General features: G+C 70.3%; 20 protein-coding genes. 13 read left to right on the top strand and 7 right to left on the bottom strand.

From position 1 onward, the window contains the following. Positions 1 to 71 precede the first annotated feature (71 nt). Together C3942_RS13580 and C3942_RS13575 are read left to right on the top strand one after the other, a co-directional pair. Positions 72 to 1,898, top strand: a complete 1,827-nt coding sequence (locus tag C3942_RS13580) for a hypothetical protein (protein ID WP_133164305.1) — start codon at positions 72 to 74, stop codon at positions 1,896 to 1,898. Between the two features lie 84 nt (positions 1,899 to 1,982). After that, complete coding sequence (locus tag C3942_RS13575) at positions 1,983 to 2,579, top strand: YdbL family probable chaperone protein (RefSeq protein ID WP_104230896.1); 597 nt, start codon at positions 1,983 to 1,985, stop codon at positions 2,577 to 2,579. Between the two features lie 64 nt (positions 2,580 to 2,643). Here C3942_RS13575 and C3942_RS13570 read toward each other — a convergent pair whose 3' ends face one another. The 4 genes from C3942_RS13570 to C3942_RS13555 all read right to left on the bottom strand — a co-directional run bounded on the left by C3942_RS13570 (position 2,644) and on the right by C3942_RS13555 (position 8,784). Further along, complete coding sequence (locus tag C3942_RS13570) at positions 2,644 to 4,116, bottom strand: peptide MFS transporter (protein WP_104230895.1); 1,473 nt, start codon at positions 4,114 to 4,116, stop codon at positions 2,644 to 2,646. Between the two features lie 21 nt (positions 4,117 to 4,137). Then, the gene (locus C3942_RS13565; protein WP_104230894.1) at positions 4,138 to 5,856 is read right to left on the bottom strand and encodes a potassium/proton antiporter; all 1,719 of its coding nucleotides are present in this window, start codon (positions 5,854 to 5,856) and stop codon (positions 4,138 to 4,140) included. 71 nt (positions 5,857 to 5,927) lie between these two features. Then, the gene (locus C3942_RS13560; RefSeq protein WP_104230893.1) at positions 5,928 to 7,181 is read right to left on the bottom strand and encodes an MFS transporter; all 1,254 of its coding nucleotides are present in this window, start codon (positions 7,179 to 7,181) and stop codon (positions 5,928 to 5,930) included. Between the two features lie 13 nt (positions 7,182 to 7,194). Continuing rightward, the gene (locus C3942_RS13555) at positions 7,195 to 8,784 is read right to left on the bottom strand and encodes a peptide chain release factor 3 (RefSeq protein WP_104230892.1); all 1,590 of its coding nucleotides are present in this window, start codon (positions 8,782 to 8,784) and stop codon (positions 7,195 to 7,197) included. A gap of 136 nt (positions 8,785 to 8,920) precedes the next feature. Here C3942_RS13555 and C3942_RS13550 point away from each other — a divergent pair, with 136 nt between their 5' ends. Together C3942_RS13550 and C3942_RS13545 are read left to right on the top strand one after the other, a co-directional pair. Next, complete coding sequence (locus C3942_RS13550) at positions 8,921 to 9,322, top strand: hypothetical protein (RefSeq protein WP_104230891.1); 402 nt, start codon at positions 8,921 to 8,923, stop codon at positions 9,320 to 9,322. A 2-nt stretch (positions 9,323 to 9,324) separates the two neighbouring features. After that, a complete protein-coding gene (locus C3942_RS13545; RefSeq protein ID WP_104230890.1) occupies positions 9,325 to 9,699 on the top strand; it encodes a hypothetical protein in 375 nt (124 codons plus the stop codon). 9 nt (positions 9,700 to 9,708) lie between these two features. Here C3942_RS13545 and C3942_RS13540 read toward each other — a convergent pair whose 3' ends face one another. From C3942_RS13540 to C3942_RS13530, 3 genes are all read right to left on the bottom strand, one after another. Continuing rightward, positions 9,709 to 10,812 (bottom strand): hypothetical protein, encoded by a 1,104-nt coding sequence (locus C3942_RS13540; RefSeq protein WP_104230889.1) that lies wholly within the window; start codon positions 10,810 to 10,812, stop codon positions 9,709 to 9,711. 127 nt (positions 10,813 to 10,939) lie between these two features. After that, the gene (locus C3942_RS13535; protein WP_104230888.1) at positions 10,940 to 12,109 is read right to left on the bottom strand and encodes an OmpA family protein; all 1,170 of its coding nucleotides are present in this window, start codon (positions 12,107 to 12,109) and stop codon (positions 10,940 to 10,942) included. 89 nt (positions 12,110 to 12,198) lie between these two features. After that, on the bottom strand, positions 12,199 to 12,999 hold the full coding sequence (locus tag C3942_RS13530; protein WP_104230887.1) for an OmpA family protein: 801 nt from the start codon (positions 12,997 to 12,999) through the stop codon (positions 12,199 to 12,201). Between the two features lie 169 nt (positions 13,000 to 13,168). On the opposite strand from C3942_RS13530, the gene C3942_RS13525 reads away from it, so the two are divergent. From C3942_RS13525 to C3942_RS13485, 9 genes are all read left to right on the top strand, one after another. Then, positions 13,169 to 13,822 carry a TetR/AcrR family transcriptional regulator gene (locus C3942_RS13525; RefSeq protein ID WP_104230886.1) on the top strand — a complete coding sequence of 218 codons (654 nt, stop codon included), beginning with the start codon at positions 13,169 to 13,171 and terminating at the stop codon, positions 13,820 to 13,822. Positions 13,823 to 13,861: 39 nt separating this feature from the next. Continuing rightward, positions 13,862 to 16,339: an acyl-CoA dehydrogenase gene (locus tag C3942_RS13520; protein ID WP_104230885.1), complete on the top strand. Its 2,478-nt coding sequence runs from the start codon at positions 13,862 to 13,864 to the stop codon at positions 16,337 to 16,339. Between the two features lie 103 nt (positions 16,340 to 16,442). Next, positions 16,443 to 17,987, top strand: a complete 1,545-nt coding sequence (locus tag C3942_RS13515; RefSeq protein ID WP_104230884.1) for a helicase HerA-like domain-containing protein — start codon at positions 16,443 to 16,445, stop codon at positions 17,985 to 17,987. 65 nt (positions 17,988 to 18,052) lie between these two features. Further along, positions 18,053 to 18,703 (top strand): 16S rRNA (guanine(527)-N(7))-methyltransferase RsmG, encoded by a 651-nt coding sequence (gene rsmG / locus C3942_RS13510; RefSeq protein WP_104230883.1) that lies wholly within the window; start codon positions 18,053 to 18,055, stop codon positions 18,701 to 18,703. Next, entirely contained in the window at positions 18,700 to 19,488 is a 789-nt protein-coding gene (locus C3942_RS13505) for a ParA family protein (RefSeq protein ID WP_104230882.1), read from the top strand. The genes rsmG and C3942_RS13505 overlap by 4 nt, the downstream gene beginning before the upstream one ends. Further along, on the top strand, positions 19,485 to 20,339 hold the full coding sequence (locus C3942_RS13500; protein ID WP_104230881.1) for a ParB/RepB/Spo0J family partition protein: 855 nt from the start codon (positions 19,485 to 19,487) through the stop codon (positions 20,337 to 20,339). The genes C3942_RS13505 and C3942_RS13500 overlap by 4 nt, the downstream gene beginning before the upstream one ends. Before the next feature lie 101 nt (positions 20,340 to 20,440). Continuing rightward, the gene (locus C3942_RS13495; protein ID WP_104230880.1) at positions 20,441 to 21,229 is read left to right on the top strand and encodes an SDR family NAD(P)-dependent oxidoreductase; all 789 of its coding nucleotides are present in this window, start codon (positions 20,441 to 20,443) and stop codon (positions 21,227 to 21,229) included. 18 nt (positions 21,230 to 21,247) lie between these two features. Then, positions 21,248 to 22,891 carry a tetratricopeptide repeat protein gene (locus tag C3942_RS22860; protein ID WP_104230879.1) on the top strand — a complete coding sequence of 548 codons (1,644 nt, stop codon included), beginning with the start codon at positions 21,248 to 21,250 and terminating at the stop codon, positions 22,889 to 22,891. 124 nt (positions 22,892 to 23,015) lie between these two features. Then, the gene (locus C3942_RS13485; RefSeq protein WP_207766086.1) at positions 23,016 to 23,768 is read left to right on the top strand and encodes a phosphatase PAP2 family protein; all 753 of its coding nucleotides are present in this window, start codon (positions 23,016 to 23,018) and stop codon (positions 23,766 to 23,768) included. The last annotated feature ends 72 nt before the right edge of the window (positions 23,769 to 23,840 follow it).

Raw genomic sequence — 23,840 nt, 5'->3', positions numbered from 1 at the left:
GGAAGTCTATCGCTAACGACCGTCGCGCGGTGCGGTCGAAATCACGCCTGCCCGCGTGACATCATTCGCCCATGCGCCTGCCACGGCTGACGACATTGCTGCTTTTCTCCTCGCTATGGCCCGCCTGGGCGGCTGCCGCGGAGCTGAGCCTCGGCATCGGCCGCATCGAGGGCGCGGGCTGGAAGGCCGAGGGGCTGCGCGCGCGCCTGGACGCCACCGGGCAACTGTCCGCCAGCATCGCCCGGGCCCAGGGCAAGGCCCTGCCGCCGCTGGAAAAGCTGCAGGCTGCCTGCCGGGTGGGCCGGGGCGAGGGCGGCGCGCTGGCCTGCCGCGATGGCCGCCTGGCCCTGTCTTCCGCGAAGCTGGGCAGCCTGCAAGCCCGCTTCAACCTGTCCGCGCACAGTGCGGGCGACTGGCGCCTGCAACTGCCGCAGCTGCAGGGCGAGATCAGCGGGCAGGACGCCGCCGAGCGCTTCATCGCCGAAAAGCTCGCCTTCGCCGCCGATGCCGACCTGCGCATGCAGTCCGGCCGCCTGCAGGGCCAGACCGGGCTGAGGCTGACCGCGGGGCAGGGCTATGCCGATCCGGTGTATGCCGACTTCTCCTCCCATCCCCTGCAGGCGCAGGCGCGCTGGCAGTGGCAGGCCGCCGCCGGGCGGCTGGACCTGGAATCGCTGCAGCTGGAACAGCCCGGCATCGGCCGGCTGGGAATGAATGGCGTACTGCGGCTGCGCGAAGGCCGTGCCGGGCTGGACGCCGTGGCCGACATCGAGGCTCTGGATCTCGCGCCGGCCACGGAAATCTACGCCAAGCCCTTCCTGGCCGGTTCCCGCATGGCCGATGTCGTGGCCAGCGGGCAGATGCAGGGGCGCATCGAGTTGCGGGCGGGAGCGCCGCAGGCGCTGGCGCTGCGGCTGCGCGGTGCCGGGGTCGCCCTGGCCCGCCTGGGGCTGGCGGCCGAGGGCCTGGAGGGCGCGCTGGCCTGGACCGCGGACGCCGCCGCCGCGGCACCCGCCGCCCTGGGGTGGCAGGCCCTGCGGGTGGGCAAGCTCGCCAGCGCGCCCGGGCAGATGCAATACCAGGCCGGCGCGCGCGATTTCCGGCTATTGGCGCCGCTGCGCCTGGGCCTGCTGGGCGGCGCGCTCAACGTGCGCCAGCTGGACCTGCGCGGCGCCGGCCGGCCCGGCATGGCCGCCGCCTTCGACGCCGACATCGAGCCCATCGAGCTGGCGCGGCTGTGCCGCGCCTTCGGCTGGCCCGAGTTCAGCGGCACGCTGTCCGGCCGCCTGCCCGGCGTGAAGCTGGAGAACGACCTGCTGTCGCTGGACGGCGCGCTGACGGCCCGTGCCTTCGACGGCGACATCCGCATCGGCGACCTGCGCGTGATCCAGCCCTTCAGCGTGCTGCCGCGGGTGGCGGCGGACCTGCGCCTGCGCAACCTGGACCTGCAGCAGGTCACCAGCGCCTTCTCCTTCGGGCGCATCGAAGGCCGCCTCCACGGCGACATCAGCGGACTGCGCCTGCTGGGCTGGCGTCCGGTGGCGATGGACGCGCGCCTCTATACGCCGGCGGACGACCGCTCGCGCCACCGCATCTCGCAGCGCGCCATCGACAGCATCTCCCGCGCCGGCGGCGGGCCGGCCGGCCTGCTCAAGCGCAGCGCGCTGCGCGTGTTCGAGGACTTTGCCTACGACCGCATCGGCTGGAGCTGCCGGCTCGACAACGGCGTGTGCATCATGGATGGCCTGGAGCCCTCCCGGAACGGCGGCTATGTCCTGGTCAAGGGCCGCCTGCTGCCGCGCATCGACGTGGTCGGCTACTCGCGACGGGTCGGCTGGGACACCTTCCTGGCGCAGCTCAAGGCGGCGATGGCGGCCGAAAAGGCCGAAGTGCGTTGAGGCAGCCCGAGTCACGCCTTTTTCATCACCGGTTCAGTGGCCGGGCCTATACTTCGCGCAAAAGACACCCCTAGGAGACCTGACATGACCCGCTGGCTTTCCGCAACCCTGGCCACCGCCGCCCTCAGCTTGGCGGCCTGCGTCACGATCAACGTCTACTTCCCCGCCGCCGCGGCCGAGAAGGCCGCCGACCGCATCATCGACGACGTCTGGGGCCAGCAGCCCGCCGCTCCCGCCCCGGCGCCGGACTCCGCGCCCGCCCCCACCTCCAGCCTGGACCTGCCGCGCCTGCTGGTCGGCCTGCTGGACTTGGTGGTGCCGCCGGCCGCCGCGCAGGAGCCGAACATCGACGTGTCCTCGCCGGAGATCACGCATCTCAAGGCGCAGATGGAGAACCGTTTCGGCGAGCTCAAGCCCTTCCTGGATTCCGGCGCGATCGGCCTGACCAACGACGGCTTCCTGGCCGTGCGCGAGGTGCCGCTGGCGCAGCGCACCGCCGCGCGCAACCTGATCGGCAACGAGAACGCCGACCGCACGGCGCTGTACCGCGAGATCGCCACCGCCAACAAGCAGCCGCAGTGGGAGAAGGACATCCGCGCCGTGTTCGCGCAGCGCTGGATCGCCAAGGCCGCCCCCGGCTGGTGGTACCAGGACGCCAACGGGACCTGGAAGCAGCGCTAGGCACGGTCGCTCCACGAAAAAGGCCGCCCGCGGGCGGCCTTTTTCGTGGAGGCACGGCAAGGCGCTAGTCCTTGCCGCTGCCGATCAGCTTCTTCACGCCCGGCGTCGCCAGCAGCAGCAGGACCGCCGCGCCGCCCGCGAACAGCGTCACCTGCATGAAGCGCGCGGGCATCTGCGCCACGGCGTCCTCGCCGGACAGTTCGCCGGCCAGCAGGCCGGCGATGACGTAGCCCAGCGAAGCCGCCATGAACCATACGCCCATCATCTGGCCCAGGTAGCGCTTGGGCGCCAACTGCGTCACCGCCGACAGGCCCACCGGCGACAGGCAGAGCTCGCCGGCGGTGTGGAACAGGTAGGTCAGCAGCAGCCAGGTCGGCAGCACCTTCTCGCCGCGCACCACATAGAGCGAGGCGAAATACAGCACCAGGAAGCCGATGGCGAGCTGCGCCAATGCCAGCACGAACTTGGCCGGCACGGAAGGATTGAGATTGCGCCGCCCCAGGTTGATCCACAGCGCGGCGAAGAACGGCGTCAGCAGGATGATCAGCAGCGGGTTGAGCGACTGCAGCCAGGAGGCCGGGAACTCCCAGCCGAAGAACACGCGATCCGTATGCGCCTGGGCGAACAGGTTGAAGGACGAGCCGGCCTGCTCGAAGCCGGACCAGAACACCGCGGCGGCCACGAACAGGATGGCAATGGCGCCGACCCGGCGGCGCTCGCCCGAGTCCAGCCCGCCGAACAGCAGCACGCCGAGGATGAAGGCCACGGCGATGATGGTGATGGCCACGGCGGTGTACTGCGACAGGCGCACCGCGTCGACCGCCAACTGCCCGGCCAGGCCGAAGGCCACCACCACCGCGACCAGCGCCAGGCCGGCGAGCGCCAGGCCGGCGTCGCGCCGGCGGCGTGCGGCGTCCGCAGTACCGGGGGCGGCGCCCGCGCCTTCCAGCAGCGGCAGGCGCAGGCGGTACTGCACCAGGCCCAGCGTCATGAAAATGCCGGCGGCGCCGAAGCCCCAGTGCCAGCCGACCTTCTCGCCGAGGTAGCCGCAGACGATCTGGCCGATCAGCGCCCCCAGGTTGATGCCCATGTAGAACAGCGAGAAGCCGGCGTCGCGCCGGGCCGGGTCGCCGCTGTAGAGCGCGCCGACCATGGCGCTGATGTTGGGCTTGAGCAGCCCGGTGCCCAGCGCGATCAGCACCAGCCCCAGGAAGAAGGTCTGCGTGCCCGGCACCGCCATCGTGAAGTGGCCGGCGGCGATCACGATGCCGCCGTACCAGACCGCGCGCTGCGCGCCGAGAATGCGGTCGGCGATCCAGCCGCCGGGCAGCGAGGCGAGGTAGCCCGCGGCGGTGTACAGGCCGTAGATCGCCGTGGCCTGCCGCTCCTCGAAGCCCAGGCCGCCGGCGTCGGCACTGGCGACCATGGCGAAGACCAGGATCGCGCGCATGCCGTAGTAGCTGAAGCGTTCCCACATTTCGGTGAAGAACAGTACGGGCAGGCCGCGGGGGTGTTCCTTCCAGAGCGAGGCAAGCATCGGTGCGGGATTCCGGTGGGTTTACTCGTGGGGCAGGCGCAGGCCGACGTCGGTGATCTGGTCGCGGTCCATCCTGCGCACCACCAGGTCGATGTCGCCGAGGCGCAGGCGGTCGCCGACCACCGCATTGGGCAGGTACTTGGCGAACACGCCGCGCACGTCGAGGTCGTTGGCGCCGGACGGCGGCGGTACGCCGTAGGCATCGGCGATGTCCGCCATCTTTGCCGCCGGGTCCAGGTGGAACTCGCCGAAGTAGCGCTGCTCGGCCTCCCGGGCCGGGCGGCGCGCGCTGCGGAACACCTCGTCGAGCTGGGGCAGGTCGCGCTCCGCCGCCACCAGGGAGACGTAGTCTCCGGCGCGCAGCGCGCCCCAGTCGCGGTAGGCCTGCAGCCTTCCGGCGCGGGAGATGGCGATCACGCGCGAGACGTCCTGCAGCGGCAGCTCCTTGTGGCGCAGGCCGATCAGGCTGCTGTCATGGCCGATGCGGTAGCTGACGATCTCGTAGCCGCGCTGGCCCGGCAGGTCGAACTCGATGCGGTGCACCAGGGCCGAACTGGCCGGCATCTGCAGCCCAAGCAGCCGGGCCGCCGGGGCCACCGTCCAGCCCTGGATCAGCAGCGACACCAGCACGATGAAGAAGGCGATGTTGAAGAACAGCGCCGCGTTCTCCAGGTTCGCCAGCCAGGGATAGGTCGCCAGCACGATCGGCACCGAGCCGCGCAGACCCACCCAGCTGATGAAGACCTGCTCGCGTGCCGGGAAGCGGAAGGGCAGCAGCGCCAGCCAGACCGACAGCGGCCTCGCCACCAGGATCAGCACCAGGGCGATCAGCAGCGCCGGCCCGGCCACCGGCCACAGCTTGGACGGCGAGGCCAGCAGGCCCAGGATCACGAACATGCCGATCTGCGCCATCCAGGCGATGCCGTCGTGGAAGCGGCGGATGCTGGCGGCCGCGCGCAAGCGGCGGTTGGCCATGGTGATGCCGGCCAGGTATACCGCCAGGAAGCCGCTGCCATGCAGCACGGCGGTGAAGCCGAAGATCAGCAGGCCGCCGAACAGGGCGAGCAGCGGGTACAGCGAGTCGGACAGTTCCAGCCGGTTGATGGCCTTGACCAGCAGCCGCCCGCCGCCGATGCCCATGGCGGCGCCCAGGCCGCCCTGCAGCACCAGCATCCACAGGGTGTCGAGCGCGCCGAAGGCTTCCGGGTCCTGCAGGTAGGCGATCAGCACCAGGGTCATCAGGATGGCCATGGGATCGTTGCTGCCCGACTCGATCTCCAGCACCGAGGTGACGCGCTTGTTCAGGTGCACCGCGTTGTTGTGCAGCAGCGAGAACACCGCGGCGGCGTCGGTGGAGCCGACGATGGCGCCGATCAGCAGGCCCTCGGCCCATCCCAGGTCCAGCAGCCAGGCGGCGAACGCGCCGACCACCGCCGCCGTCACCAGCACGCCCAGGCTGGCCAGGCTGATCGCCGGTTTCAGGCCGACGCGGAAATCCTCCATGCGCGTGCGCATGCCGCCGTCGAACAGGATCACCGCCAGGGCCGCGGTGCCGGCCAGGTTCGCCAGGGGATAGTCGCTGAAATGGATGTTGCCCGGGCCGTCCTCCCCGGCCAGCAGGCCGATGATCAGGAACACGAGCAGCAGCGGCACACCCAGCCGCGGCGTGATGACGGTGGCGAGGATGCTGGCGAGGAACAGCACCGCCGCCAGCAGGATCATGTGGTTGGCGAATTCCATGGGCTACCAAGAGTAACCGCAGAAACGGGTCAGCAAGAACCCTGCCGCCGCATTGATCAGAAAATAGCCAGTCAGCGCAGCTGCAGCTTGAACAGCTCCTTGGAGCGGCGCCAGACGTAGGCCACGGTGAGCAGGGTGACGCCGCTGCCGAAGATCACCGACGGCACCACCCCCATCAGGCGGGCGGCCACGCCGGACTCGAAGGCTCCCAGCTCGTTGGAGGAGGCCACGAAGATGCTGTTCACCGACAGCACCCGTCCGCGCAGGTGGTCCGGCGGGACGGTCTGCAGCACCGTCCCGCGGATCACCACGCTGACGCTGTCGGCGGCACCGACGAAGAACAGGGCGCCCAGCGACAGCCACAGGTCGTCCGACAGGGCGAACACCAGCGTCCCCAGGCCGAAGCCCAGCACCGCCAGCAGCATGTTGCGCCAGGCATGGCGGGTCGGCGGGTACCAGGCCAGCAGCAGCACGGTCAGCATGGCGCCCACCGCGGGGGCGGCGCGCAGCAGGCCCAGGCCCTCCGGCCCCACCTTCAGGATGTCCTCGGCGAAGATCGGCAGGATCGCCACCACGCCGCCGAACAGCACCGAGAACATGTCCAGCGAGATCGAGTACAGGATGATCTTGCTGTTCCAGACGTAGCGCAGGCCCTCGCCCAGCGACTGCCACAGGCTCTCGCCTTCCTCGGCCACGTCGGCCGGGGGGCGGCGGCGGATCGTGAACAGCAGCAGGAAGTTGGCCGCGAACAGGGCGATGGCCACCAGCAGCGCGCCGGTCAGGCCCAGTCCGGCATAGAGGAAGCCGGCGGCCACGGGGCCGACGATGGCGCCGGCCTGCCAGAAGGTGCTGGACCAGGTGGCGGAGTTGGCATAGTGCTCGCGCGGCACCAGGAAGGCCTTCAGCGATGCGCTGGCGGGCGAGTAGAAGCCGCGGGCGAAGCCCACCACCATGAACATGGCGTAGATCACCAGCAGCATCGCCCATTGCGGCAGCTGCTCGCGTACGCCCTCGTGGCTGACCACGGTCAGCACCGTGGAGCCGGCGATGATCACCAGCAGCATGTACTGCATCACCCGGCGCTTGTCGTAGCGGTCCGCCACGTGGCCGCCGAACAGCGCCAGGCCGATGAAGGGGATCGCCTCCGCCAGCCCGATGAAGCCCAGCGTCAGCGGATCGCGCGTCAGCTTGTAGAGCTCGTAGGCCAGCGCCACTTCCTGCACCAGGATCGCCATCGTGGTGAGGAAGGCGCCGGTGATCAGGTTGCGGAACTCCGGGAAGCGGAGCGCGGCAAACGGGTCGTGCCTGGTCGAGGCCTCGGACAAGGGAGCGGGATCCTCAGCTGTTGTTGCCGTGCTCTCTGGTTTCCGAGAAGCGCACGTCCGGGAAGCGTTCCTTCGCCATGTTCAGGTTGACGTTGCTGGACGCCAGGTACACCAGGTCGCCGTAGTGGTCCTTGGCGATGCGGGTGTCGTTCTTCTCGACGAATTCCTTGAGCTTCTTCGGATCGGCGCAGTCGATCCAGCGCGCGGTATGCACCTGCACCGGCTCGAACACCGAGTCCACGCCGTATTCGTCCTTGAGGCGGTACTGCACCACGTCGAACTGCAGCACGCCCACCGCGCCGAGCACGATGTCGTTGTTGGCCACGGGGCGGTAGACCTGCGTGGCGCCCTCTTCGCAGAGCTGGTCCAGGCCCTTGTTGAGCTGCTTGGCCTTCATCGGGTCCTTCAGCACCACGCGGCGGAACAGTTCCGGCGCGAAGTTGGGGATGCCGGTGAAGCGCAGCTCCTCGCCCTCGGAGAAGGAATCTCCGATGGCGATGGTGCCGTAGTTGTGCAGGCCGATGATGTCGCCCGGGTAGGCTTCCTCCACCACGTCGCGGTCGGCCGCCATGAAGGTCAGGGCATGCGAGACGCGCACCGGTCCGCCGAGGCGCACCGAGTGCAGCGTCATGCCGCGCTTGTAGGCGCCGGAGCAGACGCGCAGGAAGGCCACGCGGTCGCGGTGCTTCGGGTCCATGTTCGCCTGGATCTTGAACACGAAGCCGGTGAACTTCTCCTCGGACGGCTCCACCTCGCGCACCGTGGAGGCGCGGCCCTGCGGCGGCGGCGCCCACTCGGTGAAGCCGTTGAGCAGCTCGCGGATGCCGAAGTTGTTGATCGCGGCGCCGAAGAACACCGGCGTCAGCTTCGCGGCCCGGTATTGCTCCAGGTCGAACTCGGTGCCGGCCATCTGCAGCAGCTCGATCTCGTCACGCAGCGTCTGGTAGACGCTGCCGTAGCGCTCCATCAGGACCGGGTTCATCAGGCCGTCGATGGTCTCGATCTCCGAGACGCGGTGCTTGTCGCCGGAGTAGAGGTAGAAGCGGTCTTCCAGCAGGTGGTACACGCCCTTGAAGTCGCGGCCCATGCCCAGCGGCCAGGTGATCGGCGTGCAGTGCAGGCCCAGCACCTTCTCGACCTCGTCCAGCAGCTCCAGCGGCGGACGGCCCTCGCGGTCCAGCTTGTTGACGAAGGTGATGATCGGCGTGTCGCGCAGGCGGCAGACCTCCATCAGCTTGATGGTGCGCGCTTCCACGCCCTTGGCGGCGTCGATCACCATCAGCGCCGAGTCCACCGCCGTCAGCGTGCGGTAGGTGTCCTCGGAGAAGTCCTCGTGGCCCGGCGTGTCGAGCAGGTTGACGATCTTGTCGTTGTACGGGAACTGCATCACCGAGGTGGTGATGGAGATGCCGCGCTGCTGTTCCAGGGCCATCCAGTCCGAGGTGGCATGGCGGCTGGCCTTGCGCCCCTTGACCGTGCCGGCCAGCTGGATCGCGCCTCCGAACAGCAGCAGCTTTTCCGTCAGCGTGGTCTTGCCCGCGTCCGGATGCGAAATGATGGCGAAGGTGCGGCGCCGTTGCGCCTGTTCGAGGATGCGGGACATAAGGGGCGCAAGTTTAAGGAAAGGGCACGGCCATTGCATGCCGGGCGCCAGTCCCGGACGTCGGCATGGACGCCAGGGTCATCGTTTTTCCGCTAGTCTCGGGCCACCGGACGGCATCCACAGGACAGGGAGACCCATGGAGTACGCGATCGGAGTAGTGCTGGCGCTGGCGGTGTCCCTGCTGGCCCGCTGGGTGGGGTTCGACCGCGACCGCTCCTTCTACCCGACGATCCTGATCGTGATCGCCTCCTATTACGTCCTGTTCGCGGTGATGGGCGGTTCACTGCAGGCCCTGCTGCCCGAGGCCGCGGTCTTCGGCGGCTTCCTGCTGCTGGCCATCGGCGGCTACAAGCTCAGTCCCTGGATCGTCGTGCTGGCCCTGCTGGGCCATGGCCTGTTCGACGGCTTCCACCCCTTCGACAACCCCGGCCTGCCGACCTGGTGGCCCGGCTTCTGCCTGGGCTACGACCTGGCCGCGGCCGGCTTCCTGTCCTGGAACATCCAGCAGGCGCGCGGCCGCCGGCTGCGCATGGAGTAGCCATGAAGATGCCCACCCGCCTGCTGTCTTCCCTGCTGCTGGCCGGCCTGACGGCCGCTGCGGTTGCCCAGGAGGCCGCGCCCCGGAGCGACGCGGAGATCCAGGGCGTCTTCGACCGCAACCGTGCGCCGCTGCAGCGCATCTTCATGAAGTACCAGCAGCGCATGCCGCTGGAACAGGTCCTGCGGCTGGAGCTGCGCTTCACGGTGGCGCCGGACGGGACGGTCGGCGAACCCGCCGTGCTGTCGTCCACCTACGGGGACCGGGAGCTGGAAGCCCTGGTGCGCAGCTGGCTGGGCGGCCTGCGCTTCGAGGCGCGGGACGGGCCCGCCGCCGTGGTGGAGCGCTATCCGCTGGTGTACCACCCGGCCCGCTGAGGCCGGGACTCACCAGAGCAGGGAAAACTTCCACTGCAGCAGGTCGTCGCTGAGGGTCTGCTCGCTGCCGACGCTGCGGGTGCGGCTGTAGTAGAGACCGGTCTGGGGGCTGCGGCCGGGCAGCAGGCCGCCGGCCCAGCGTGACAGGTCCAGGCCCAGGTTGAGCTGGTCGCTGCGCTCCGCCGCCTCGGGCAGGAACCAGGCCGGGTTCACGCCGCTGGAGACGCCGGCCGAGACACCGACCCCGCCCAGGCGCCGCTGCAGGCTCGCCTCCGAGGTCCAGCCCTGGGAGACGGCCGGGTTCTGCGCATCGGGCACGCGCTGCCAGGCCAGCCGGGCCTGGGTCGACCAGGAGCCCAGCTCCTGCTGCTGCGCCAGGCCCAGTTCATAGCCCGCGGCGGGATCCGCCAGTGCGGTGCCGGCCGAGGGTGCGGGGTCGATCGCCTGCAGGCGCAGCTGCGACCGCTGCTTCTCCTCGCCCCATTCCAGTGCGGCGGACCAGGTCCGGGCCTCCATGTCGGTGACCGTGGCGTCGGTGGCCACGACGCGACAGCTGCGCCCGCGCAGCCGCAGCGCCGCGGTCTCGGCCGGCAGCGGCATCCGCATGCTGCCCTCCACGGCACAATCCAGCGGCGCGGCCGGCGCGGTGGTGTTGGCCCACTTCAGGTTGAAGGCCGCCAGCGGCGGCGCCCAGCCGATGCTGACCGCCTGCCGCAGGTTCTGGGCTTCTCCTGCCAGGCTCCATTCCGAGTGCGCCTCCTGCGACATCCCCACGAGCAGCGGCGCGCCCGCCACCTCGCTGAGCCGCAGGTCCGCGTTCTGTCCCAGGGTCTGCATCGCCACCTGTTGCGAGGGGGCGTCGAAGTTGCGCGTTCCGGAGACGAACAGCTGGCCCGGCTGCACGCGGTAGCCCGCGCGGTAGAGCAGCAGGCCGTCGCCGCCGCCCAGGGTGAAGTCGCTGTTGACGCCCGGCAGCGGCGCTTGCGGCTGGGCCGCCATCTGCCCGTCCAGCTTGAGCTGCAGGGCCGGCGCCTCCTGCTGCGGAGCGGACGCGCAGGCGCCGAGCAGCAGCGCGCCCAGCGTCAGCAGGATGTTGCCGTTACTCCGCTTCACGTCCGTGTTCCCATCGGCGATCCGGTGTGGTCGCCGGAGCTTTGAATGGCGGCGGCCGCGGCGAGTTCCCGCGGCGCACAAAAAAGCCGGCGGCCTTGCGGCCGCCGGCTGGGTTCGCACCCGGTGCTTACTGCTTGATCACCTTGAACTCGACGCGGCGGTTCTGCGCACGGCCCTCGTCGGTCTTGTTGCTCGACACCGGCACCGACTCGCCCATGCCCTTGGCGGACAGGCGGCCGGCCTGCACGCCCTGGCTGACCAGGTAGTCGCGCACGGAGTTGGCGCGGGCCTTCGACAGCTTCAGGTTGTAGGCATCCGAGCCGATGCTGTCGGTGTGGCCCTCGATCTCGACTTCCATCGTCGGCTGGCCGCGCAGGCCGGCCGCGATGCCGTCGAGGATCGCACGGCCGTCGGCCGTCAGCGTCGCCTTGTTGAACTCGAAGTTGATGTTGCGCAGCACCAGGCGCTGGGCCTTCACGGCGCAGCCGCGCTCATCCACCCGCATGCCACGCGGGGTATCCGGGCACAGGTCGTTGGCGTTGAGCACGCCGTCGCCGTCGGCATCGGGCGGCGGAGGCGGCGGCAGGCCGCAGCCGTAGGCGTCCACCGCGATGCCTCGCGGGGTGCCCGGGCAGCGGTCGATGTTGTCGAGCACGCCGTCACCGTCGCTGTCGGCCACCGCCGGCTTGGGGGCCGGCGGGGGCGGGGCCGGCGGCGGGGGCGGCGCGGTCTCGCTCAGGTTGAACTGCACACCGGCGTTGACGCGCGTGTCCCACACGCGATCGCTGCCGCCGGCGGTACCGGGGATGTCGTCGCTGAAGATGGCGTAGCGCCGGCCTTCGATGCGCAGCGCCGCGTCGCGCGAGCCGCCGATCTTGAACAGCAGGCCGCCGCCCGCATTGGCGTAGCCCACCGTGCGGTTGCCGTCGCTCTTGCTGGCCGGAGGGTCGCCCAGGGCCTCCTCGTAGGTGGCGCCGCCGCCCAGCAGCAGATAGGGATTGATGCGGCTGCTCGGGGCCAGGCCGAGCTTCAGGTCCAGGCCGGCGCCGAAATTGGTGTCGTTCTGGCCGGTGACGTCGTTGTTGACCTTGTGGCCGAAGCCGTTCAGTTCCGCGGCGAGGTAGTCGTTGAACGGAAAGCCGAAGAGGAAGTGGGCGCCCATGCCGTCATCATCGGCCTGGCGACCGCTGTCAGGGTTGACCCAGCTGCCCATGAGGCCCAGGTACGGCTTGGATTCGGCTTGAGCCGTGCTCAGCACGCCTCCCAGGATCAGCAATGCAAGTGCTTTGGTTTTCATCTGATTTTTTTCCCTATCGCTGCTATGGCTGAATTGCACCGCGCCGATGCTCGTGCCGATGCGCTGAACCCTGGCTGAATACCCTGTCCTCACAAGGGCTTGAATTCGACCTCCGCGCCGCCGCCGGCCTGGCCGCTGGCCTTGAGCCGCGCGGTGGCGATGCCCAGGTCGCCGAGGAACGTGCGCACGGCCTGGGCGCGCGCCAGCGCCAGGCCGCCGGCCTCTCCCGCCGCGCTGTGGCCGATGACCTGCAACTGCAGGGCCGGCTGCGCGCGCAGCGCAGCGAGCACGCCGTCGAGCTGCTTGCGGGCCGCGCCATTGAGCCTGGCGGAGCTGGGGTCGAAGGGCACCGCGGCCAGGCTCGGGCTCGGCGGCGGAACGGCGGAGGGGGTGGCGGCCGGCAGCAGGGTCACGCCCGGCGGCAGGGCCACGGCGGGCGGGGTCCAGGGAACCGGGGCGGCGGGCTGCGGCACCGGCTCGTAGCTCGGGGCGGGCGCCGGCGGCGGGGGATCGTACGCGGCCACGGGGGACGGCTCCGCTGCGGACGGCTCCGCTGCGGCCGGTGCCGGTGCCGGCTCTGCGGCGGCCAGCGGTGCCGGGGCGGCCGCGGCAGCCGAAGCTTCCGGTGCCGGTGCCGGTGCCGGTGCCGGTGCCTGGGCTGCTGCCGCTTCGGCGGCGGCTTCGGGGAATTCGTCGGCCGGCAGCGGCGGAATCCTGGCCGCGCAGCCCTTGCGGTCCACCAGCGTGCCGGCGACGGTGCCCGGGCATTCGTCGAGCGTGTCGGCGGCGCCGTCGCCGTCGGCATCCGCCGGCTGCGCCCAAGCCGGGCCCTGCAGCAGGGCGGCCAGCGCGAACAGGGCCGCGGGAGCGGAATGCGAACGGTGTTTCATGTGGATCCCCGAATTAGTGTGTCCGGCCTTTTTCGCCGCGAAGGGCTTATAGCACGGCCACTTGCGAGGGATGAAGCGGCCGGCGCGACGTCCGTACGGGTGTTGCGACATACGCGTGCGTATGTCTAAACTGGTCCCATCAATACGCCACCGTATGTATGGACGGATCATGAAGCCCACGGCTGCCGCCGACAGTCGACAGAACCTCAGCGCCGACGACTGGGCCGAGGCCGCGCTGGATGCGATCGCGGTCGGCGGCCTGGACGCCGTCGCGGTGGAGCCGCTGGCGCGCGGGCTGGGCGTGACCAAGGGCAGCTTCTACTGGCATTTCGCCAACCGCGACGCCCTGCTGCGCGCCGCGCTGCAGCTCTGGGAGCGGCAGCAGATCGACTCCCTGCTGTCGAAGATCGACCCCTCGGCCACTCCCTACGAGCGCATCGTGCGCCTGTTCAAGGCCGCCAACATGAGCGTGCGCGACGGCCGCCTGTACCTGGCCATCGCCGCCGCCGCCGACAATCCGACCGTGCAGGCCTTCGTGCAGCGCCTGTCGGAACGCTGGATCAACTACCTCGACGAAAGCTACCGCGCCCTGGGCTACAGCGAGCCCCAGGCGCGGCAGTGGGCGCTGTTCGCGTTCGCCACCTTCATGGGCAACCTGCAGGTGCGCCGCGACACGCCGCAGATGATGCCCGAGGGCCAGGCTTTCAGCGATTACGTGAAACTGATGATCAAGACGCTCATTCCCCGGGAGGCGAGGGGACAGGGCGCGGAAGAAGAAGACGACCACCCGCACGTGGTGCCGATGCGCCGCCCGGGTCCCTGATTTTCCCCAAGGGTCGCAAGGCCCCCAAGGAGGTACCCCATGTCGATTCTTTCCGTGGTTGCCGTCGCGCTGCTGGCGGCCTGGCTCCTGGCCTATGCCGGAGCGCCCCTGCTGGCCTGGACCGCCGGCGCCGGCCTGCTGCTGCTGGCGCTGAAGCAGGCCGGCGCGCTCGGCGCCGCCGCCTTCGCGATCTCGGCGGCGCTGTTCCTGGCGCTGGCGGCCCTGCTCAACATCCGGCCGCTGCGGCGTGCCGTGCTGACCGGCCCCATCTTCGGCATGTTCAAGAAGGTGCTGCCCGAGATGTCCTCCACCGAGCGCGAGGCCCTGGAGGCCGGCGACACCTGGTGGGAAGCGGAGATGTTCCGCGGCCGCCCGGCCTGGAACAAGCTGCTGGAATTCCGCTACACCGCGCTGACCGCCGAGGAGCAGTCCTTCCTCGACCATGAGTGCGAGGAGCTCTGCAAGCTCTGCGACGACTGGAAGATCGAGTTCGAGGACAAGGACCTGCCGCCGGAGGTCTGGGCCTACATCCGCGAGAAGAAGTTCTTCTCGATGCTGATCAAGAAGGAGTACGGCGGCCTGGGCTTTTCCGCCAACGCGCAGTCCGCCGTGGTGACCAAGCTGGCGACCAAGTCGATCACCATGGCGGTGACGGTGATGGTGCCCAACTCGCTGGGCCCCGGCGAGTTGCTGATGCACTACGGCACCGACGAACAGAAGAAGCAGTGGCTGCCGGGCCTGGTGTCGGGCAAGGAGATTCCCTGCTTCGGCCTCACCGGCCCCGAGGTCGGCTCCGACGCCACCGCGATGCCGGATCTCGGCACCGTCTGCTACGGCCAGCACGAGGGCAAGAAGGTGCTAGGCATCCGCCTGGACTTCTCCAAGCGCTACATCACGCTGGCGCCGATCGCCACGGTGGTCGGCCTGGCCTTCAAGCTGCGCGACCCCGACGGCCTGCTGGGCGACAAGACCAGGACCGACTACGGCATCACCTGCGCCCTGGTCCCGGCCCGGCACGAGGGCATCGAGATCGGCCGGCGCCACTACCCGGGCGCCGCCTTCCACAACGGCACGATCCACGGGCGCGGCGTGTTCATCCCGGTGGACTGGATCATCGGCGGCCCCGCCATGGCGGGCAAGGGCTGGCGCATGCTGGTGGAATGCCTGTCCGCCGGCCGCGGCATCTCGCTGCCGGCGCTGGGCACGGCGGCCGGGCAGAGCGCCTACCGCATGACCGGCGTCTACGGCCGCTTCCGCCGCCAGTTCAAGGTGGCGGTCGGCAAGTTCGAGGGCGTGCAGGAGGCCACCGGCCGCATTGCCGGCCATGCCTACACGCTGGAGGCCCTGCGCGTGCTCACCGCCTCGGCCGTGGACCACTGCGCACCGTCGGTGGTCACCGCCATCGCCAAGTACCACATGACCGAGCTGATGCGGAAGATCATCGCCGACGGCATGGACGTGATGGCCGGCAAGGCGATCCAGCAGGGTCCGCGCAACTTCATGGCCACCGCCTACAAGGCCGCGCCGGTGGCGATCACGGTGGAAGGCGCCAACATCCTGACCCGCAACCTGATGATCTTCGGCCAGGGTGCCATCCGCTGCCACGAGTACGTCTTCCCGGAGATGGAGGCGGCGCGCGACGACGACCTGGCCAAGTTCGACCAGCTGCTGTTCGGGCACATCGGCTTCTCCATTAACCGCGCGGTGCGCGCCTTCACGCTGGGACTCACGGGCGGGCGCCTGGCCGCCTCGCCGGTGGCGGGCGAGATGGCGCCCTACTTCCGCCAGATGGAGCGGTTCTCGGCCAGCCTGGCGTTCTGCTCCGACCTGACGATGGGCGTGCTGGGGGGCAAGCTCAAGTTCATGGAGCGCCTGTCGGCGCGCCTGGGCGACGTGCTGAGCCAGCTCTACATCGCCTCCGCCGTCGCCAAGTTCTACCTGGAGGGCAGCAAGTCCGAGGCCGAGCTGGCGCATGCGCGCTGGGCGCTGGACCATGCGATGCACGAGATCGCCCGGGCCTTCGAGGGCTTCCTCGACAACTTCCCGGTGGCCTGGGCGCGCGGCGTGATGCGCACGGTGGTATTTCCCCTGGGCAACCGCATCAAGCCGGTCAGCGACCGACTCAATGCCCAGGTGGCCGACCTGATCCTGGAGCCCAGCGACGTGCGCGAGCGCCTGTCCTGGCTGGTGTTCAGGAACGGCGGCGTGCACGACCCGGTCGGCCGCATGGAGCATGCCTGGGAGGTGGCGCTGCGCTGCGAGCCGGCGTACCTGAAGTACTTCCGGCATGCCAACCGCGGCGAACTGGCCGGCGACACGGTGGCGGATCGCCTGAAGGATGCGGTGACGCGCAACCTGATGACGCGCCAGGAGGCCGACCAGGCCGCCGAGTACGACCGCGTGCGCTTCGACGTGATCCTGACCGACGACTTCAGCAAGGACTACATCGCCGGCAACCATGCCGCGGAGCGGGCGGAGGTCATCGAGCTGGCGGCGGCCCGCGCGCGGCTGGCCTGAGCCGCGGAGTTGCGCAAGAAGCCGGGCGCCGCCGCGTCCGGCTTTTCTTTTGTCATGCCGATTGGCGAAGATGAGCCATATCCCCATCGCGACCTGACCAGCCATGACCGACCCGATCCTGATCGGCAAGGGCGATACGCCCCAGTTCCTGCTGCCGGCCTATGCCAACCGCCACGGCCTGATCGCCGGCGCCACCGGCACCGGCAAGACCATCACCCTGCAGGGCCTGGCGGAGGGCTTCGCCGACATCGGCGTGCCGGTGTTCGCGGCCGACATCAAGGGCGATCTTTCCGGCATCGCCGCCGCCGGCGAGGCCAAGCCCAAGCTGGCCGAGCGCGCCGCGCAGATCGGCCTGGCCAACTACGCCCCGCAGAACTATCCCACCGTGTTCTGGGACGTCTTCGGCGTTTCCGGCCATCCGGTGCGTGCCACCATTTCCGACATGGGGCCGACGCTGCTGTCGCGCCTGCTGGACCTGTCCGACGTGCAGGAGGCCGTGCTATCGCTGGCCTTCAAGTACTGCGACGAGCAGGGCCTGCTGCTGCTGGACTTCAAGGACCTGCGCGCCGCACTGGTCCATGTCGCCGACAACGCCAAGGCGCTGGGCGCCGAATACGGCCTGGTCAGCAAGGCCTCGATCGGCGCCATCCAGCGCGCCCTGATCCAGCTGGAGCAGGACGGGGCCGAGGCCTTCTTCGGCGAGCCGGCCATGGACCTGAACGACTTCATGCGCACGGACCTGAGCGGCAAGGGCATCGTCAACGTGCTGGCCGCCGACCAGTTGTTCCAGAAGCCGCGCCTCTACGCCACCTTCCTGCTGTGGCTGCTGGCCGAGCTGTTCGAGCGCCTGCCCGAGGCCGGCGACCTCGACAAGCCCAAGCTGGTGTTCTTCTTCGACGAGGCGCACCTGCTGTTCAAGGATGCGCCCAAGGCGCTGGTGGAGAAGGTCGAGCAGGTGGTGCGGCTGATCCGCTCCAAGGGCGTCGGCGTCTACTTCATCACGCAGAACCCGCTGGACCTGCCGGAGAGCGTGCTGGGCCAGCTCGGCAACCGCGTGCAGCACGCGCTGCGTGCCTTCACGCCGCGCGACCAGAAGGCGGTCAAGGCCGCCGCCACCACCTTCCGCGCCAACCCGAAGATCGACGTCGCCACCGCCATCATGGAGCTGGGTGTCGGCGAGGCCCTGGTGTCCACGCTGCAGGACAAGGGCGTGCCGGGCATCGTCGAGCGCACCCTGATCCGCCCGCCGCGCTCGCGCATGGGCGCGCTGACGCCGGAGGAGCGCAAGGCCGTGATGTCGCGCAGCCCGGTGGCCGGCAAGTACGACACCGTGGTGGATCGCGAGTCGGCCTACGAGAAGCTGTCGCAGCGCGCGGCCGCGATGCCGCCCCCGGCCGCCGCGCCGTCGGCCCCGGCTCCCGGCCCGGCACCGAAGTCCGGCGGCGGAGGATGGTGGGACGAGGCCTCGGCCCAGCCGGTGCCCGGCAGCCGCCGCGCCGAGCCCGCCCCGCGCAAGCCCGCCGCCCGCCGCAGCGACACCGTGGCGGAGGCCGCCATCAAGAGTGCGACCCGCAGCATCGCCAACACCGTCGGCCGGGAAGTGGGGCGGACCCTGCTGCGCGGCATCCTGGGCTCGCTGAAGCGCTGAGCGGCCAAGGCCCCGGGGGACGCGCGGCGCTATACTGCGCGCCCTTCCGAGGTATCCGGCCCATCATGAGTTCCTCTCCTTCGCCCTACCGCCGTGCCCGCGATCCGCGCGCGCGGCTGGAGTCCGGGCTGGGCGCCATGGGCCTGGATACCGGGCTGGCCGACCCGCTGATGGCCTACCTGGACGAACTGCAGAAGTGGAACGCGGCCTACAACCTGACCGCGATCCGTGATCCGGACGAGATGGTCTCCAAGCACCTGCTGGACTCGCTGGCCCTGCTGCCCCATGTCGGGGGGCGCATGCTCGATGTCGGTGCGGGGGCGGGCCTGCCGGGCATCCCGCTGGCCATCGCCAACCCGGCGCTGGACGTGACGGTGCTGGACAGCAACGGCAAGAAGGTCCGCTTCATGCGCCATGCGGTCCGCACGCTGGGCCTGGCCAACGTCGCCGTGGCGGAGTCCCGGGTCGAGGCCTTCCGGCCTGAGTCGCCGTTCGGCATCATCACCAGCCGGGCCTTCGCCTCCCTGGCCGATTTCTTTACCGGCACCGAGGCCCTGCTGGCCCCGGGTGGCCAATGGGTAGCCATGAAGGGCAAACTAGACCCGGAAGAGCTGGCCTCCGTGCCGGCTCGATTCGTCATTGGGGGAACGCATCGCCTGCGGGTGCCGGGGCTGGATGAAGATCGCCATGCGGTCATCGCAGGAATGAAGTCATGAGTTACGTCATCGCCGTCGCCAACCAGAAGGGCGGGGTGGGCAAGACCACCACGTCCATCAACCTTGCTGCCTCGCTGGCGGCCACCAAGCGCCGCGTGCTGCTGGTGGACCTCGACGCGCAGGGCAATGCCACCATGGGCATCGGCGTGGACAAGAGCGCCGTCGGCAAGACCGCGCGCGACCTGCTGCTGGAGCAGGCCAAGCCCGGCGAGGTGATCCAGTACCTGCCGGAGATCGGGCTGTCGCTGATGCCGGCCAACGGCGACATGACCGAGGCCGAGATCAAGCTGCGCGACGTCGCCGCCGGCGACTTCGCGCTGAAGAGCGTGCTGGCCGAGGTGGCGGACCAGTTCGACTACGTGCTGCTCGATTGCCCGCCGGCCCTGTCCAAGCTGACGGTCAACGCCCTGGTGGCGGCCGACGGCGTGCTGATCCCGATGCAGTGCGAGTACTACGCCCTGGAAGGCCTCACCGCGCTGATGGATACCGTCAACAAGATCAAGCGAGTGATCAATCCCAAGCTGGAGATCGAGGGCCTGCTGCGCACCATGTTCGACCCGCGCAACAACCTCGCCAACGATGTCAGCAACCAGCTGACGCAGCACTTCGGCGACAAGGTCTACCGCACCATCATCCCGCGCAACGTGCGCCTGGCCGAGGCACCCAGCCACGGCCTGCCGGTGATGCTCTACGACGCACAATCCTCCGGCGCCAAGGCCTACCTGGCGCTGGCAGGCGAGGTACTGCGCCGCCACGACGGCGGGCAGATGAGGCTCAGCGCATGAACGCACAGAAGAAAAGAGGACTGGGCAGGGGTCTCGATGCCCTGCTCTCCAGCGCCACGCCGGTGAGTTCCACCGCCGAGCCCGGCGAGGAGCTGCGCGAGCTGCCGCTGGAGCGCCTCGGCCCCGGCAAGCACCAGCCGCGCCGCCAGTTCGACGAGGAGGCGCTGAACGCGCTGGCCGACTCGATCCGCGCCCAGGGCGTGGTGCAGCCGATCGTGGTGCGCCCGGCCGGTGCCGACCGCTACGAGATCATCGCCGGCGAGCGCCGCTGGCGCGCGGCGAAGCTGGCGGGCCTCAAGCAGATTCCGGCCGTGGTGCGCGCGCTCGACGAGCGCGGCGCGATGGCGGTAGCCCTGGTGGAGAACATCCAGCGCTCCGACCTCAATGCGCTGGAAGAGGCCGAGGCGCTGCACAAGCTGATCGAGGAGTGCGGCCTGACGCACGAGGCCTGCGCCGAGGCGGTGGGCAAGTCCCGCGCCGCGGTCAGCAACCTGCTGCGCCTGATGGAACTCAACGCCGACGTGCAGGACCTGGTGCGCGAGCGCCGCCTGTCCTTCGGCCACGCCAAGGTGCTGCTGGGCGTGCAGGGCGCGCGCCAGTCCTCGCTGGCGAAGATGGTCGCGGACCAGCACCTGTCGGTGCGCCAGACCGAGGCCCTGGTGCAGGCCCAGCCGCAGGCTCAGAAGCCCCGCGCCGCGCCGCCGCCGGCCATCGGCGAGATCGAGAAGGAAATCGCCGGCCGCATCGGCCTGGCGGTGAAGCTGCAACAGAACGACAAGGGACGCGGCAAGCTCACCGTGGCGTTCAAGAGCAACAGCGAGCTGCAGAAACTGCTGGCACTGCTGCGCTGAGGTCCTTGGACGCGTCCGGCCGGCGGCGCCCTGCGCCCTGGCCGCCGGGCTGTGCCGGTCGTCCCCGCAACGGAATGCGCGGGAGCGCGGGGGAGAGCAACATGTCCAGGACGTATCGCACCGCGCTGGTCACCGGCGCATCCAGCGGCATCGGCGCCATCTTCGCCGAACAGCTTGCCGCGCAGGGTTCCGACCTGATCCTGGTGGCACGCCGCCAGGACGAGCTGGAAAAGCTGGCGCAACGCCTGCGCGAGGCCCATGGCCGCCGTGTCGAGGTGATCGCCATGGACCTGGCCAAGCCGGATCCCGGCGAGCTGCTGGCCGAGGAAGTGAAGCGCCGCGGGCTCGAGGTGGACCTGCTGGTCAACAACGCCGGCTTCGGATCCTCCGCGAAGTTCCACGAGGATGGCTACGAGCGCGACCAGCGCATGGTCGCGGTCAACATCGGCGCATTGACCGAGCTGACGCATGCCTTCCTGCCGGCGATGGTCGAGGCCGGCCACGGCGCGGTGATCAACATCGCCTCCGCCGCTGCCTTCCAGCCCATGCCCTACATGAGCGTCTACGGCGCCACCAAGGCCTACGTGCTGTCGCTGACGCAGGGCCTGTGGGCCGAGTACCGCGGGCGCGGCGTGCGCTTCCTGGCGGTGTGCCCGGGGCCGGTGGATACGCCGTTCTTCGAGGCGGCCGAGAGCGGCAGCCTGCGCCAGGTGATCCCCAAGCCGATGATGATGACGGCCGAGGCCGTGGTTTCCGGCAGCCTGGCGGCACTGGCGCGCGATGCCTGCGTCTATGTGCCCGGGTTCATGACCCGGCTGGGCGGGGTGATGCCGCGGCTGCTGCCGCGACGGCTGCTGGCCGCGACCATGGGCCGCGTGATGAACCGCTGAGGCTATGGCCGACGGAACATGAGCGACGCCGCCGAACCGCGGACCGAGATCCTCAAGCGCTTGCTGCGCGCGGGCGAGTACGCCTCGGCGCTGCCGATCCTCGAGCAGAAGATCGCCGAGCGGCCCGGACAGGCGCCGCTGCATTGGCATCGCAGCCACTGCCTCGCGGCGCTGGGCCGCCAGGAAGAGGCGCTGGCCGCGGTGCTGCGGGTCATCGAGCTCAATCCTGATTTCGCCAAGGCCTGGCTGCGCCGCGCCGAGCTGACCGCGGCTTTGCGCGGCGACTACCCGGAACGCGAAGGCGACCTGCAGCTCGCGGTGGCGCTCGACGGCAGCCTGGCGGCGGCGCACCGCGCGCTGGCGCTGGTCCGCCACCAGCGCGGACGCCCGGAGGAGGCCATGGCCGCGCTGGACCGGGCGCTGGAACTCGATCCGGCCGACGGCGAGGGCTACGCGCTGCGCGCGCTGTGGGCGGGCAACGCCGCGCGCCATCCCGTGCCGGGGGAGCCGACCGTGCAGCCATCGCCGGGGGTGACGCTGTCCCGGCGCGGCCTCGAAGCCGCGGTGGCCGACCTGCGCCGCGCGCTGCCACTGGTGGCCGACGGCTCGCGCTATCGCCTGCAACTGGCGCGCCGCCTGCAGGACCTGGGAAGGCACGGCGAAGCGGTGGCGGAGTACGACGCCCTGCTCGCCGCCCTGCCGGCGGCGCACCTGCTGCGCAATGTCGCCGAGGAGATGCGCCGCCTCGCCCGGGAGCAGGGCGCCGACGGGCGTGCCGCCGCCCTGCCGGCGCCGACGCTGGCCGACTCCCTCGAGGCCGCCGCGCAGCCGGCGGAACATGCGGGCCGGCGCAGCGTCGAGGACGACCTGACGGCGTCGCTGCTGCGCAACGCCGCGCAGCAGATGCGCCAGGGCAAGGACCTGTCGGCGGTGCTGGAGCCGCTGGGCGACCCCGACACGCTGCTGGCCGTCGGCATTGCCGACAAGCTGTTCCAGCTGGGACACCTGCCGCGTTGCGACCTGCGGCCGGTGCCCGCCGAGATCTTCCCGGCGTTCATGCGCCGCCACGCCGCGGCCGCGCGGCAGCGGTTGTCGGCGCTCGGCTTCGGCTATCTCGGCGATTTCGATCCGCGCCACCTGGCGCCGGTGCTGGCCGAGAGCACCCTGCTGCGCTGCTATCGCTCCGGCGAAGGCACGGTGGCCTTCAGCTTCGCCCTGCGCCCGGTGTGGCCGGGCTGGTTCGGCTGGCTGCGCCTGCGCCTGGCCGGCCAGCCGCGCAGCGTGGCCGTGGTCGAGTTCGAGACCGGCTTCGACAACGGCGACTTCCTGGTCACCAACAACAGCGGCGAGGCCAACCCCTTCGGCCCGGGGCCGCAGGTCGACCTGCTGTCGCTGTCTCCGGCGACCTCGGTGGAGCGCCTGTTCGAGAGCCATGTCCGCCGCGTGGGCGACTACCTGCGCCAGCATGCAGGCACCGCTCCGATCGCCGTCGCGGGCATCGCCGAGCTGCTGGCGATGCAGGATCGCCTGGCGGAGGCCAAGAACGCCTACCGCCAGTCCATCGGCTATGTCACCGACGAGGAACTGCAGCGCCTGCTGGGCGCACGCCAGGACCTGGCCGAGCGGGTGCGCGAGCAGCTGGCACGCCTGGCGGCCGCCTGAGGCACCGCCGAGCGGTAGGCGGCGGCCGACGGAGAGCGGCTGCCGGTGACGCGGCGGTGACGCGTCCGTCCGCAGCATGGAACCTGCGCGAATCCCGCGTGACCCACTGGCCGCAGGTACCCAGATGCAGCGGAACATCCTTGCCCGACGCCTCGGCGCCGCCTGCCTGGCGGCCTCCCTGCTGGGAGCGGCACCGGCGCAGGCCGGCGATACGACCCAGACCCTGCACAACGTCGAGATGAGCGGGGACCTGCTGCAGTTCGGCGTACCCGTCGCCGGCCTGGCGCTGACCTGGCTGCTGAGCCGCGACCGCGACGCTCCGTCCTTCGATTTCTCCTCGCTCGGCGCGGCACCGCCGGACGAGGTTTCCAGCGATGGCCTGAACTGGCCCGGCCCCACGCTCAACGGTTCGCCGCGCCGCGATTTCGGGCTCGCCTTCCTGCGCATGGAAGTCGCCACCTACGGCCTCAAGTATGCGGTCGACGCCGAGCGGCCCAACGGCGGCCCTCGTTCCTTCCCGTCGGGGCACACCGCCTCGGCCTTCATGGGCGCCGAGTTCATCCGCAAGGAGTACGGCTGGGGCTGGGGCGTGCCGGCCTATCTCACCGCGAGCTGGGTGGGCTACAGCCGCGTCGAGACCGAGAACCACTACTGGCGCGACGTGATCGCCGGGGCGCTGATCGGCATCGCCTCCAATCACGACTTCAACGGCATCAAGCTGCGCCACGGCGAACTCAGCGTCGGTCCCACGATGATGATTCCGGACTCGGTCTCGCGCCCGCCCTCGGCGTCTTCCTGGGACGACGACAAGGAGTCCGGGCTGCTCGACAGCCACGTCGACTTCAGCCCCGGCCTGCAGGTCCGCTGGACCTTCTGAGCCGCGGTCGCCTCCCGCTCCGGGACCTTAATCTGGCATGGCCATTGCTACTTCTGACCTGAGGTCAACGCC

It is taken from the genome of Solimonas fluminis (genome assembly GCF_002930645.1).
In the GTDB taxonomy this organism is placed as follows: Bacteria; Pseudomonadota; Gammaproteobacteria; order Nevskiales; family Nevskiaceae; genus Solimonas_A; species Solimonas_A fluminis.
Note: the sequence above shows the minus strand (reverse complement) of the source record. Positions and strands in the feature narration are given on the sequence as shown.